Raw genomic sequence first — 12,830 nt, 5'->3', positions numbered from 1 at the left:
GCTGACCATAGGGTCCGGACAATCCCCGATCTATCCGGACCATCGATAAGCCCCCCACGGAGCGGTACATGAAGCGACTAGCAGCCGTAGTGGCGCTGCTCGGTCTCGCCACGATGACGGCGTGCAGCAGCACCGACAACAAGTCCGCGGGCGGTGGTGGGAGCACCGGTGGCGGGCTCTTCACCACGATCGACGTGAACAGGCCGGGCATCGACGCGAGCGCCCCGGCCAATCCGTACAACCCCAAGGGCAACGCCTTCCCGGGTTACACCACGATGAAGATCGGGTGGGTCGTGAACCACCTGACGGATCCCAACAAGGCCCTGCCGGGTATGGCGGCCAGCTGGGAGATCGCCCCCGACAACTCCGCCATCACGCTCAAGCTGCAGCCGAACGCCAAGTGGTCCGACGGCAAGCCGGTCACCGCCGAGGACGTGAAGCTCTCCATCGCCCTCGCCTACACCCAGGGCAGCACGGCCTTCGCCGTCACACCCGGCGCGGCGGGCGCGGCAGCCGAGGTCACGGTCGTCGACGACAAGACCATCAAGATCACCCAGGATCCCGCCAACCCCAGCCCCAAGTTCGCGCGCGGCGTGCTCGACACGACGGTGCTGCCCGCTCACGTGTGGAGCAACGCGGTGCCCGCCACCATCTGGGACACGATCAAGACCGCTCGCGGTGACGGCCCCGACGCCGAGAAGGCTCGCGAGGAGATCACCGCGCTGGGCGAGAAGGTGATCGCCTTCGCCCCGCCGAAGGATGTCGCGGGCGGCCCCTTCGTGCTGGAGCGGGTCAACCCTGGCGAGGCGCTGCTGGTCAAGAACAAGTACTTCTTCAACGCCGCCAACGTCGCCCCCGACCAGGTGAAGTTCCTCAACTACACCGGCAACGAGCAGATCTGGAACTACCTCACCCAGGGCAAGCTCGACCACTCGGGCTTCGTCGCCGCTCCGACCGACGTCATGAACCGGATCAAGGCCGCGCCGGGCAGCGAGGTCATCAAGGGCTACTCCCCTGTGGCCGTGAGCATGGCCTTCAACCAGAGCAAGAAGCCCTACGACAACGTGCACGTGCGCCGGGGTCTGGCCTTCCTCATCGACCGCGAGCAGGTCACCAAGGTCGCCTCTCCCGAGGGCGGCACCGCGGCGACCACCACCACCGGCATCCACCAGAAGGCCGCCGACGCCTGGATCAGCGAGACGCTGCCCAAGCTGGAGCCGTACAAGGTCGACCCGGCCAAGGCCGAGGAGGAGTTCAAGACCGCCGGCCTGACCAAGAAGGACGGCAAGTGGACGCTGGCCGACGGCACGCCGTGGAAGGTCTCCATGCACGCGCCGGCCGGCTTCTCCGACTGGCTGTCCGCCCAGGAGAACATCAAGAGCCAGCTCATCAAGGCCGGCATCGAGGCGGAAGTGGTGACCACCGCCGACTACCCGGTCTACCTCGAGGAACTGGCGGCCGGTAAGTACGACGTCGGCTTCTGGCTGATCGCGCTCGGCCCCGCGCCGTACGACATCTTCCAGCGCCTCTACGGCGCCTCCAACGGCTGGGCCAACGTCAGCGGCAAGGTCAAGCACTCGCCCGCGGGCGAGGCCGGCAACTGGATGGGCAGCCCCGAGCAGATCGAGGTCGACGGCGCCAAGATCAACCCGGGCGAGCTCACCGGCAAGCTGAACTCGGTGGGCCCCGACGAGGCCAAGCCGATCATGAGCCAGCTCGCCATGGCCGCCAACCAGGATCTTCCGGTCATCCAGCTGTGGGACTACATCAACAACCAGTTCGTCAACAACAGCCGCTTCACCGGCTGGCCGCACGACGACGAGGTCCTGCGTCTCGGAACCGGCGTCCTTCCCTCTGGTGTCTGGATCCAGCAGGGTCTGGTCAAGAAGAAGCAGTAACAGACCCATGACGGTTATCGCACGGCGACTCGCGGGCCACCTGGCCCGCGGGCTCGTCATGATCCTCGTGGTCGCCACGATCAGCTTCTTCATCGTCAACAACATCCCCGGCGACCCGGTCGCCGCCCGTTACGAGAAGCTCGTCGAGCAGGGCATGTCGCCTGAGGCGGCGATGCAGGCCACCAAGGTGCTGTACGGCTTCCTGCCGTCGGGCACGATGTGGGAGCAGTACGTCGACTACATGAGCGGCCTGCTCCGCTTCGACCTCGGCGTCTCGGTCACCAGGCCGGGCACCCCCGTCCTCGACGTCCTCACCGACGCGGCGAAGTGGACCGTTCTACCGGTGCTGCTCGGCACCCTGCTCAGCTTCCTGGTCGGGGTCATCCTGGGCGTGTACGCGGCGATCAAGCGCACCGGCAAGCTGGGTGACGCCCTGGCCATCTCCGGCTCGCTGCTGCACGGCATCCCGCAGTACGTGCTGGCGATGCTGCTGGTCGTCATCTTCGCCACGCTGATCCCGATCCTGCCGGCCGACGGGCCGGTGGACATCCTGTTCGATCCGGGCTTCAACGCCGGATACATCGGCTCGCTGGCCGAACACGCCGTCCTGCCGGTCGCGACCTACGCGCTGTCGGCCTACGGCGGCTGGGTCCTGGCCATGAAGTCCAGCGTGGTGACGGTGCTCGGCGACGACTTCATCCTGGCCGCCGAACTGCGCGGCATGAAGCGGTCGATCATCTTCCGCTACATCGCGCGCAACGCGATCCTGCCGCTGTTCACGATCCTGGCGCTCTCGCTCGGACTACTGCTCGGCGGCGCGGTGTTCATCGAGAAGATCTTCAACTATCCGGGTCTCGGGTGGCTGCTCATCGACAGCATCACCTTGCGCGACTACGCCCTCATGGGCGGGGCGTTCCTGCTGATCACCGTGTCGGTCATCGTGGCCAACATCGTGGCCGACCTGTTCTACACCGTGATCGACCCACGGGTGCGCAGCGGGGAGGAGACCCGATGAGAGAGCGAAGCGAACCGACCATCAGACACAGCAGCTCGCTCGTCAGGCCGGCGAAGGAGGTCTCATGAGCATCGTGCTGGAGAGCACCTCGGCGACCATGCGCCGCAACTTCTGGTACGGCGTCTGGCGCGTGATGAAGCGCAAGCCCAGCCGCATGGTCGGAGTGATCATCATCCTCGGCTTCGCGTTCATGGGCGTCTTCGGGCCGATGTTCTTCCCCGGCCAGCTCCCGGACAACCCCAACGCCATCACCCAGCCGCCGAGCTGGGAGCACTGGTTCGGCACCGACCCGCAGGGCAGGGACGTGCTCGCGCTGGTCATCACCGGCTCGCGTTACGTGCTGCTCAGCGCCGTGATGACCGCCCTCATCACGGTGGTCGTCGGCACCTCGCTCGGCCTGTACTCCGGCTTCAAGCGGGGCCGCTGGGACACGGTGCTCATGCGGATCACCGACATGAAGCTCACGATCCCCGGACTGCCGCTGTTGCTGGTGCTGGCGACGGTGTGGAAGTTCGGCAACCCCCTCCAGATGGGGCTGGTGCTCGGTCTGCTCGGCTGGGGCGGGGTGGCCCGCGCCGTACGCGCGCAGACCCTTTCCCTGCGTGAGCGCGGCTTCATCGAGGCGGCGCGTGGGCTCGGCCTGTCCACGAGGCACATCATCGGGAAGGAACTGCTCCCGAGCATGGCCCCTTACATCGCGATGAACATGCTCATCGCGGTCACCGGCGCCGTCTACGCGCAGGTCGGCCTGTTCTTCCTCGGCGTCCTGCCGTACGAGTCGGACAACTGGGGCGTGATGCTCAACCTCGCCGTCTTCCAGGCCGGCGCCATGATCACACCGACCGCGCTCGGCTACCTGCTGGCTCCGCTGCTGGCGATCCTGCTGCTCACGCTCGGGATCGTGCTCGTGGTGGACGCGATGGACGAGATCTTCAACCCCCGGCTGCGCGAGGAGTAGTAGGAAGTGGCGAAACAGGCGCCGGGCGTGCGCATCGACGGCCTCACGGTCGTCTACAAGACCCCGGCGGGCGAGCTGCCCGCCGTCAGGAACGTCAGCATGGAGCTGCCCGCGGGGACGATCACCGGCATCGTCGGCGAGTCCGGCTCCGGCAAGTCCACACTGGCCTTCTCGCTGCTGAACGCCGTACAGCCGCCAGGGCGGATCAGCGCGGGCAGCGTCGAGATCGACGACCTGGGCAACGTGGTGGCCTTCGAGGGCGAGCAGCTGCGCAAGGCGCGCGGCGCCCACATCGGCTACGTCTTCCAGGCCGCGCAGAACTCGCTCAACCCGCTCAAGACCGTCGGCAAGCAGCTGCTCGACCTCGGCCGCTCCCACGGCGTCGAGGACCTGCGCGGCCTGGTGAAGGACGCAAAGGAGCTGCTCGGCCGGATGGGCCTGGACGGCGCGCGCGTGCTCGACTCCCACCAGCACGAGCTGTCGGGCGGCATGCGCCAGCGCGTCGGCATCATGCTGGCGCTGGTGCTCAACGCCCACCTGGTCGTGCTCGACGAGCCCACCACGGCGCTCGACATGATCACCCAGTCGACGATCCTGCGGATCATCCGCGAGGTCCACGCCGAGCGCGGGCTGACCACCATGGTCATCACCCACGACATCGGCGTGGTCGCCGAGGTCGCCGACCGGCTCGCGGTCATGTACGGCGGGCGGATCGTCGAGCAGGGCCCCACCCGCAAGCTGCTCGCCGACCCCCAGCACCCCTACACGCGCGGCCTGATCAGAGCCATCCCGCGCCTGACCGGCGACATCAACGAGGCGCAGGCCCTGCCGGGCAGGCCGCCCACGCTGGCCACCGTGCCGAAGGAGGGGTGCGTGTTCAGGGAGCGCTGCCCGCTGCGCATGGACGTCTGCGACACCGTCGACCCCGAGGCCCTGGCGCACGGGGACCGGATCATCGCCTGCCACGCGGTCAAGGTCAAGGAGCACGCATGATCAGCGGCAAGGGCATCACCAAGACCTTCAAACAGCGGGGAAGCGTCCTGGCGGGGCGGACCGTGCAGGCCCTGCGCGGAGTCGACTTCGAGATCCCCAAGGGCGGCGCCGCCTCCTTCATCGGCGAGTCCGGCTGCGGCAAGACGACGCTCGGCAGGATCATCGCGGGCCTGGAGAGCTACGACGACGGCGAGATCAGCGTCGGCGGCGTCGAGCTGTCGACGCTCAAGCCGAAGGCCAGGCAGCCACACTTCCGCAAGATCCAGATGATCCACCAGGACCCCTATTCGGCGCTGAACCCGACCAGGACCATCCACCAGACGCTCCAGGCCCCGCTCGAGCTGCGCGCCAAGCAGACCGGCAGACCGAAGTCATGGATCGAGTCGCGGGCCGAAGAGGTCCTGGCCATGGTCGGCCTCGACCCCGCCTCCGTCCTCGGCCGCTATCCGCACCAGCTGTCGGGCGGCATGCGCCAGCGCGTGGTCATCGCCCGCGCGCTCACCGTCGACCCCGAGATGCTCGTCGCCGACGAGGCCACCTCCATGATCGACGTGTCGCTCAGGCTCGGCATCCTGGCGCTGCTGAAGGACCTGCGCGAGAGCCTCGGCGTGAGCGTGCTGTTCATCACCCACGACGTGGCAACCGCCCGCTACATCGGCGACGACGGCGAGCTTTACGTCATCTACCGCGGCCAGGTCATCGAGCGCGGCTCGGTAGACACGATCATCGCCGACCCCGTGCACCCCTACACCCAGTCGCTGCTGTCGGCCATCCCCGTGCTGCACGGCCTGGAGCGGCCCGGCGCCGAGCCGGTCGTGCCGACGGAGTCGCTGGACGAGAGCCACCAGGACGGGGGCTGCCTGTTCGCCAGGCGCTGCCCGTTCAGGACCGACGAGTGCGAGACGAGCCGTCCCGTCCTCGGCGTCACCGACGGTGCGCCGCAGCGGCACGCCTGCTTCCACCCGCAGCGCCGCAGCGTCGTCGCCACCCACGTGGAGCGCGGCTGATGGGCCCGCACGAGATCGCTCGCGCGGCGCTCACCTTCGACGCCGCCGAGGCTCCCGCGCTGGTCGACAGGCTCATGTCGCCGCCCGCCACCCGCAGGTGGACGACGCTGGCCACCGACGGCGGCTTCGCCGTGGCCTCGCTGTCGGAGCGCGACCCGACGATCGGGCACCTCGACCTGCTCGCCGTACACCCTGACGCCCAGGGCAAGGGGCGCGGGCGCGAGCTGGTCGCCGCCGCGGAGGAGTGGCTGCGTGCCGAGGGGGCGACGCAGGCCCGCTTCGCCGGCAACCCGCCGGCCTACGCCTGGCCCGGCATCGACGTGCGGTACACCGCCGCCGCGTGCCTGGCCGAGAGCGCGGGCTACGAGCGCTACAGCATCGCGTGGAACATGACCGCCACGCTCCCCGTCCCCTCCGCCGAGGAGGCGCCGCGACGGCCAGGCGTGCGACTCCACGCCTGCGGCCCCGATGAGGACCGCTCGCACGTCGTCGCGTTCGTCGAGCGGGAGTGGAACAAGAACTGGGCGTGGGAGGTGGCCAACGCCACCGGTCTGCACTACGCCACGCTGGACGGCGAGGTCGTCGCCTTCGCCGCATGGGGCGCCAGGCCCACATGGTTCGGCCCGATGGGCACGGCGCCCGCGGCGCGCGGTCTCGGCCTGGGCGGCGTGCTGCTGCGCCGCTGCCTGGCCGACCAGCACGCCGCGGGGCTGACCGAGGCGCAGATCGGCTGGGTGGGCCCGCTCCGCTTCTACTCGCGCGCCGTGGGCGCGCGAGCCGAGCGGGTCTTCTGGCTCTACCAGCGCGATCTGCGTTGAGGTCACCGGTAGAGCAGCTCACCCCGAGGGCGGGTGGGCTCCGGGCACAGCCCGCGCGGGTCCTCCCCCGCCTCCAGGCAGCGGGCCAGCGTGTCCGACCCCCACAGGTGGTCGGCGAACTGGTTGGTCGCGAACTCCTCGGGGTGCTGCGAGCGGGCCACATGGATCATCGACACCGCGGTGAAAACGGGCCGGAACGCGTGCGGGTCGGTGACGTGCAGCTGCACCCCGCGTACGGCGGTGCCCGCGTGCTTGCTGAACGTCGGGGTGAACCACAGGTCACGGAAGCGCACCCCCGGCAGGCCGAGCCCGTTGAGCGCGGGCGCGAACCTGTCGTCCAGGTACGGCGCGCCGATCAGCTCGAAGGGCCTGGTGGTGCCGCGCCCCTCGGAGAGGTTCGTGCCCTCGATGAGCCCGGTGCCCGGATAGACCAGCGCGGTGTCCAGGGTGGGCATGTTCACCGAAGGCATCACCCACGGCAGTCCCGTCCCGGCGAACGGCAGGTCCCTGTGCCAGCCCTCCATCGTGATCACCCGCACCTCAGGGTCGAGGAGGAGCGCCAGCTCTCCCACCGTCAGCCCGTGCCTGGCGGGGATCGGCGCGCCGCCCACGGGGCTGGCGAAGGCGAGGTCCAGCGGCGGGCCCTCCGCCACGGTCCCGCCGATCGGGTTGGGCCGGTCCAGCACCACGAAGCCGACGCCCAGCCGCCTGGCCGACTCCATCAGGTCCTTCATCGTCCAGACGTAGGTGTAGAAGCGGGTGCCCACGTCGAACAGGTCGAACACCAGGGTGTCCACGCCGGAGCCCGCCACCAGCTCGTCCAGGTCGGCCCCCGTCTTGGCGTAGGTGTCGAAGACGGGCAGGCCGTACTCCTCCCCGGAACCCTCGCTGAACCCGGCCTGGGCCGTGCCCCTGATGCCGTGCTCGGGGCTGAACAACGCGGTCAGGTTCCGCAGAACCGTGGGTGTGGGAGTCAGATCGCGGAGCACTCCGGTCTGGTTGGTGATCAGGCCAAGCCGGTCGCCGGTCACGAGGCCTGGATCGGCGGCCAGCCGTTCGGCTCCGGTGCGTACGTAAGACATATCTGAAGCTTATTTGCATACGAGATGCCAAAGGTGGAAATTAGCGTCATGATTGATCCACTCCCCGAGCTGTCCACGGAGCAGAGCGATCCGCGCTACAGCCAGATCGACCGGCTGCCGACCTCGGAGATCGCCCAGCTGATGAACCAGGCGGACACCACCGTGCCCGCCGCGGTCGGCGCCGCCCTGCCCGCCATCAGCACCGCCATCGACGCGATCGCCACCCGCATGCAGGCCGGAGGCAGGCTGCTGTACGTCGGCGCGGGCACCTCCGGCCGTCTTGCCGTCCTCGACGCCTCGGAGTGCCCGCCCACCTTCGGCACCGACCCCTCCCTCGTCCAGGGCGTCATCGCGGGCGGCCGGCCCGCGCTGACCAGGTCGGTGGAAGGCGCGGAGGACGACTTCCCTGCCGGCGAGCAGGCCCTCGCCGAACTCGAGGTCGGCGAGCTGGATTCCGTCGTGGGCATCTCGGCCAGCGGCACCGCGCCGTTCGTGCTCGGCGCGCTGTCCGAGGCCGGACGGCGCGAAGCTCTGACCGTGGCGTTGTCGTGCAACCACGGGACGCCGCTGTCGGCCGCCGCCGAGCACGCCATCGAGGTCGTCGTGGGACCCGAGGTGGTGACCGGCTCCACCAGGCTCAAAGCGGGCACCGCGCAGAAGCTGGTGCTCAACATGATCTCCACCATCTCGATGATCAAGCTTGGCCGCACCTACGGAAACAACATGATCGAGATGTCCGCGATGAACGCCAAGCTCGCCGACCGCGCCGCCCGCATGGTCAGCGACATCGCCGGCACCAGCCTCGAGACCGCCAGGGAAACACTGGAGGCCGCGGGCGGCCAGGCCAAGATCGCCGTGGTGATGATCGAGCGCGGCGTCGACGCCGACGAGGCGCGAGCGCTGCTGGAGTCGCACGGCTCCCGTCTCGGGGAGGTACGGCATGCTCGCTGACCTCCTGGCCACGGTCACGCCCTCCACCGTCCCCGCCGCCGTCGCGGTGATCGCCGTGGACGGCGAGATCGCCGACGCGGCGGCCGCGGGCGAACTCGTCCGCTACACCGACCCCGACGGAACGCTCGCCCCCGGCAGACCGCCCGCCCGCAGGGACTCCATTTTCGACCTCGCCTCCGTCAGCAAGCTGTTCACCACCGCGGTGATCCTCTCCCTGGTGTCCCAGGGCCGCCTCGACCTGGACACTCCCGTCGCCACCTGGCTGCCCGACCACTACGGCGACCGCGCCCACGTCACCCTGCGCCACCTGCTCACGCACACCGCGGGACTCCAGCCGACCCACCGCGTCGACGACGTGCCGCCCGCCGACCGCCTCGGCGCCATCCTCGCCACGCCCATCACCTCACCGGTCGGCGGCCCCTACCTCTACACCGACGTCGGCATGATCACCGTCGGCCGGATCGCCGAGGTCGCGGGCGGCGCCCCGCTCGACACTCTCGTCCGCGACCTCGTCACCACCCCGCTCGGCCTCTCCGACACCGGCTACCGCCCCATCGGCGCCACGCGGCACGACCTCGCCCGCATCGCCAAGACCGAATGCCACCGCGCCATCGGCGAGGTGCACGACGAGACCGCCCACTCCCTCGGCGGCGTCGCGGGCCACGCAGGCGTCTTCTCCACCGCCCACGACCTGGTCCGCTTCGGCGAGGCCCTGCGCCTCGGCAGGCTCCCCCTCACCGACGAGATGACCCGCGAGCACCCCGTCCAGGGCGCCGCCTTCCGCCACGGCCTCGGCGTGCGCATCGGCGACCCCGCCGTCGTCGGCCCCCTCACCGATGCCTACGGGCACTCCGGCTTCACCGGCACCTCCCTGATCGTCGACCAGGCCCACAAGCTGACCGTCGTCCTGCTCACCAACGCCGTCCACCCCGTCCGCGGCCGCCCCGGCATCAGAGAACTCCGCAATGCGGTCTCCGCCGAGGCACTACGGATAGTGTCTCGACCATGAAACCCGCAGATATCTCCCTTTTGCACACGCTCGGCACCCCGACCGTGTCCCCAGACGGCGCCCACGCGGTCGTCGCCGTGACCCGGCCCGACCTCGACGCCGACGAGTACCGCGGCGAACTCTGGCTGGTCCCCACCGACGGCACCGCCGAACCACGGCAGCTGACCGCCGGGCGCAAGGACGGCGAACCTGTCTACTCCCCCGACGGACGCTGGCTCGCCTTCACCCGCGCGGAGTCCGGCGGCCGCCCCCAACTGCACGTCATGCCCACCACGTGCGGCGAACCATGGAAGATCACCGACCAGCCGCTCGGCGCGGGCAAACCCGCGTGGAGCCCCGACTCGCGTCGGCTGGCGTTCGTCTCCCGCGTCCCCGAGGAGGGCAGGTACGGCGACGCCTCGCCCGACAAGGAACGGCCCCGCCGCATCACCACCTTGAAGTACCGTTTGGACAATGTCGGCTTCTACGGCGACCGCCGATCCCACATCTTCGTCGCCGACCCCTTCGCCTCCCGCACCTCCGTGCCGCCCGCCGTCCAGGTGACCGAAGGCGACTTCGACCACGGCGACCCCAGCTGGAGCCCCGACGGCACCCTGCTGGCCTTCACCGCGGCCCGCCACGACACCCGTGGCGCCACCCACTACTCCGACCTCTGGCTCGCCGCGCCCGACGGCACCGGCCTCCGGCAGATCACCGACACCACCCTCTCCGTCGGCCAGCCGCACTTCACCCCCGACGGCGCCACCGTCTGCTTCGTCGCCGCCGCCCCCGGCCCGACCGGCCGCACGCTCGTCGCCGAGCACTACGGCGTCTGGTCCGTGTCGGCCGACGGCTCCACCCCGCCGCGCCGCCTCACCGACGCCGAGCCGTACCACCTGGCCAACAACGGCGTCATCGTCACCACCGACGACGGCGTGCTGTTCCCGTTCGAGAACCGCGGCGCCTCCGACCTCCTGCTCGTGCCGTACGACGGATCAGCGCCCGAGGTCCTCGTCTCCGGCCCGCGCGAGGTCTACACGTCCGCGCACGCCGCGGGCACCATCGTCGCCACCGTCGCCGACCAGGCCAGCTCAGGCGAGCTCGTCGCCCTCCGCGACGGCAAGGAGAACACGCTCACCGCCTTCGCCGCCCTCACCCCGCTGCCCCTCGAAGAGATCACCACCACCGCGGCCGACGGCTACCCCGTCCACGGCTGGCTCGTCCGCCCCACCGGCGACGGCCCGCACCCGGTGCTGCTGATGATCCACGGCGGCCCCTTCACGCAGTACGGCTGGCACGTCTTCGACGAGGCCCAGGTCTACGCCGCCGCCGGATACGCGGTCGTCATGGGCAACCCGCGCGGCTCCTCCGGCTACGGCCAGGCCCACGGCGCCGCCGTCATCGGCGACGTCGGCAACGTCTCGGCCATGGACCTACTCGCCCTCCTCGACGCCGCCCTCGCAGGCGGCGGCCTCGACAACGGCCGCGTCGGCGTGCTCGGCGGCTCCCACGGCGGGTACATGACCACCTGGCTGGCCGCCCACCACGGCGAACGGTTCAAGGCGGCGATCAGCGAGCGGGCGGTCAACGCGATCGACAGCTTCCACGGCTCCAGCGACATCGGCTGGTCGTTCGCCCGCGATCTCTACGGGAACGATCCCGCAGGGTGGGCGGAGCTCAGCCCGCTGACCCACGCGTCCAGGATCGACATGCCGTTTCTGATCATCCACTCCGAGCAGGACTGGCGGTGTCCCGTCGAGCAGGCGCAGCGGCTGTTCGTCGCGCTGAAGCTGCGCGGGGTGGAGACGGAGATGCTGCTGTTCCCCGGCGAGGGACACGAGATGTCACGCTCGGGGCTGCCGTCGCACCGGATCGCCCGCTTCGAGGCCATCCTCGACTGGTGGGAGCGCCACCTGAGCGCCTAGAACCTGACCTGGTGCCGGGGATGCGCTCCCCGCGCACCAGGTTCTCCCGGTGGTGCCGCCGTCCATCATGGTGCCAGCGCCTCCAACGCCTCTTCCGCTCTACGCATGGCCTCCCCTGGCGAGGCGGTCACGATCTCCGGGTCGAAGTTCAGGTCGTGGAACACCTCCGTCACCCCTCGCGCCTCCAGGTCGGCCACATCCCGCCTGATCTTCTCGTACGGCCCGCTCAGCGGGGGCCCGTCGACGGCCGTGCTCACCTTGGTGACGCCTCGGCAGATGAACCGCAGCGCCTCGGGATCGCGTCCGGCCTCCCTTGCCGCCGCCTTTACAACGTAGATTTTGTCGGCGATGCCGGCCAGGTCCTCCCTGCTGGCACTCACCCACCCGTCGGCGAGCCGCCCTGCCCTTCGCAGCGCCGTCTCGGCCCCGCCACCCAGCAGGATCGGCGGGATCGGCGACGGCTTCGGGTCCATGTGCGAGGCCGGGATCCGGTAGAACTCGCCCTCGTGCCGGATCACGTCGTCGGTCCAGCACTTCCGCAGGACCTCGACGAACTCCTCGCCCCTGCGGCCGCGCCTCGCGAAGTCGACCCCCATGGTCTCGAACTCCTCGCGCAGCCAGCCGAGCCCCAGCCCGAACGACACCCGCCCACCCGAGACCTCCTGCAGCGTGGCGAGCTGCTTGGCCACCAGAGCGGGCGGCTCGAACGCGTTGACCACGGCCACCCCCAGCCTGATCGACTCGGTGACGCCGGCAAGATAGGAGAGGGTGACGACGGGGTCGTGCACGCTACGGTACGTCGGACCCATGCCGTGCCCCTCGGGGTAGAGCAGACGCTGGAACGTCCACAGTTCCTCGTAGCCGAGTTGCTCGGCGCGGGTGGCGATCCGGCGCAGATTGTCCCGGGTGGCCCACGGCCCTGACACGGGGGCAGCGAATCCGATCTTCATACGGTCAGCCTAGGCCCCCTGCCCGCGGACACCGCGGCAGGGACTCACAGAGCGCGACGAGGGCCTGACCTACCGGTGAAGCCCTCCCCAAAACACCCCGGAAAACACCGGGAAAGCGCATACCCAAAAAGCCCCCGGAAATGCCGAAAAGCCCCGCCAGGCGAAACCCGGCAGGGCCTTCCAACAAAGATTGCGCGGCGGCGACCTACTCTCCCACACCCTCCCGAGTGCAGTACCATCGGCGC

General features: G+C 69.9%; 11 protein-coding genes. 9 read left to right on the top strand and 2 right to left on the bottom strand.

What is annotated here, in order from left to right; genetic code table 11:
- The first annotated feature begins 68 nt into the window (after positions 1 to 68).
- From AB0B45_RS18035 to AB0B45_RS18010, 6 genes are all read left to right on the top strand, one after another.
- Complete coding sequence (locus AB0B45_RS18035) at positions 69 to 1,898, top strand: ABC transporter substrate-binding protein (protein ID WP_358131738.1); 1,830 nt, start codon at positions 69 to 71, stop codon at positions 1,896 to 1,898.
- 7 nt (positions 1,899 to 1,905) lie between these two features.
- Positions 1,906 to 2,913 (top strand): ABC transporter permease, encoded by a 1,008-nt coding sequence (locus AB0B45_RS18030; RefSeq protein ID WP_358131736.1) that lies wholly within the window; start codon positions 1,906 to 1,908, stop codon positions 2,911 to 2,913.
- 64 nt (positions 2,914 to 2,977) lie between these two features.
- Positions 2,978 to 3,871, top strand: coding sequence for an ABC transporter permease (locus AB0B45_RS18025; RefSeq protein WP_358131734.1), 894 nt, complete (start codon positions 2,978 to 2,980; stop codon positions 3,869 to 3,871).
- A 6-nt stretch (positions 3,872 to 3,877) separates the two neighbouring features.
- Positions 3,878 to 4,864 (top strand): ABC transporter ATP-binding protein, encoded by a 987-nt coding sequence (locus AB0B45_RS18020; RefSeq protein ID WP_358131732.1) that lies wholly within the window; start codon positions 3,878 to 3,880, stop codon positions 4,862 to 4,864.
- Positions 4,861 to 5,871 carry an ABC transporter ATP-binding protein gene (locus AB0B45_RS18015; RefSeq protein WP_358131730.1) on the top strand — a complete coding sequence of 337 codons (1,011 nt, stop codon included), beginning with the start codon at positions 4,861 to 4,863 and terminating at the stop codon, positions 5,869 to 5,871. Before AB0B45_RS18020 ends, AB0B45_RS18015 begins: the two co-directional genes overlap by 4 nt.
- Entirely contained in the window at positions 5,871 to 6,689 is an 819-nt protein-coding gene (locus AB0B45_RS18010; protein ID WP_358131728.1) for a GNAT family N-acetyltransferase, read from the top strand. The genes AB0B45_RS18015 and AB0B45_RS18010 overlap by 1 nt, the downstream gene beginning before the upstream one ends.
- Before the next feature lie 2 nt (positions 6,690 to 6,691).
- Here the strand turns inward: AB0B45_RS18010 and AB0B45_RS18005 are convergent, their stop codons facing one another.
- On the bottom strand, positions 6,692 to 7,771 hold the full coding sequence (locus AB0B45_RS18005; RefSeq protein WP_358131726.1) for a DUF1343 domain-containing protein: 1,080 nt from the start codon (positions 7,769 to 7,771) through the stop codon (positions 6,692 to 6,694).
- Between the two features lie 48 nt (positions 7,772 to 7,819).
- Here AB0B45_RS18005 and murQ point away from each other — a divergent pair, with 48 nt between their 5' ends.
- From murQ to AB0B45_RS17990, 3 genes are read left to right on the top strand one after another with little or no spacing between them, the layout of a single operon-like run.
- Complete coding sequence (murQ, locus tag AB0B45_RS18000) at positions 7,820 to 8,722, top strand: N-acetylmuramic acid 6-phosphate etherase (protein ID WP_358131724.1); 903 nt, start codon at positions 7,820 to 7,822, stop codon at positions 8,720 to 8,722.
- Complete coding sequence (locus tag AB0B45_RS17995) at positions 8,712 to 9,731, top strand: serine hydrolase domain-containing protein (protein ID WP_358131722.1); 1,020 nt, start codon at positions 8,712 to 8,714, stop codon at positions 9,729 to 9,731. Before murQ ends, AB0B45_RS17995 begins: the two co-directional genes overlap by 11 nt.
- Complete coding sequence (locus AB0B45_RS17990) at positions 9,728 to 11,635, top strand: S9 family peptidase (RefSeq protein ID WP_358131720.1); 1,908 nt, start codon at positions 9,728 to 9,730, stop codon at positions 11,633 to 11,635. The genes AB0B45_RS17995 and AB0B45_RS17990 overlap by 4 nt, the downstream gene beginning before the upstream one ends.
- Positions 11,636 to 11,700: 65 nt before the next feature.
- On the opposite strand, the gene AB0B45_RS17985 is transcribed toward AB0B45_RS17990, so the two are convergent.
- Positions 11,701 to 12,585 carry a TIGR03619 family F420-dependent LLM class oxidoreductase gene (locus AB0B45_RS17985; RefSeq protein WP_358131718.1) on the bottom strand — a complete coding sequence of 295 codons (885 nt, stop codon included), beginning with the start codon at positions 12,583 to 12,585 and terminating at the stop codon, positions 11,701 to 11,703.
- Between the last annotated feature and the right edge of the window lie 245 nt (positions 12,586 to 12,830).

The sequence above is a fragment of the Nonomuraea sp. NPDC049152 genome (assembly GCF_040648355.1).
GTDB lineage: Bacteria > Actinomycetota > Actinomycetes > Streptosporangiales > Streptosporangiaceae > Nonomuraea.
The sequence above is the reverse complement of the archived record's forward strand: the minus strand, read 5'-3'. Positions and strand labels throughout refer to the sequence as shown.

Bases quoted from the DNA above. Each gene is read 5' to 3' on its own strand.
- AB0B45_RS18030 (WP_358131736.1), top strand. From the start codon at position 1,906: ATGACGGTTATCGCACGGCGACTCGCGGGCCACCTGGCCCGCGGGCTC.
- AB0B45_RS18035 (WP_358131738.1), top strand. From the start codon at position 69: ATGAAGCGACTAGCAGCCGTAGTGGCGCTGCTCGGTCTCGCCACGATG.
- murQ (WP_358131724.1), top strand. From the start codon at position 7,820: ATGATTGATCCACTCCCCGAGCTGTCCACGGAGCAGAGCGATCCGCGC.
- AB0B45_RS17995 (WP_358131722.1), top strand. From the start codon at position 8,712: ATGCTCGCTGACCTCCTGGCCACGGTCACGCCCTCCACCGTCCCCGCC.
- AB0B45_RS18025 (WP_358131734.1), top strand. From the start codon at position 2,978: ATGAGCATCGTGCTGGAGAGCACCTCGGCGACCATGCGCCGCAACTTC.
- AB0B45_RS18010 (WP_358131728.1), top strand. From the start codon at position 5,871: ATGGGCCCGCACGAGATCGCTCGCGCGGCGCTCACCTTCGACGCCGCC.
- AB0B45_RS17990 (WP_358131720.1), top strand. From the start codon at position 9,728: ATGAAACCCGCAGATATCTCCCTTTTGCACACGCTCGGCACCCCGACC.
- AB0B45_RS18005 (WP_358131726.1), bottom strand. From the start codon at position 7,771: ATGTCTTACGTACGCACCGGAGCCGAACGGCTGGCCGCCGATCCAGGC.
- AB0B45_RS18015 (WP_358131730.1), top strand. From the start codon at position 4,861: ATGATCAGCGGCAAGGGCATCACCAAGACCTTCAAACAGCGGGGAAGC.
- AB0B45_RS17985 (WP_358131718.1), bottom strand. From the start codon at position 12,585: ATGAAGATCGGATTCGCTGCCCCCGTGTCAGGGCCGTGGGCCACCCGG.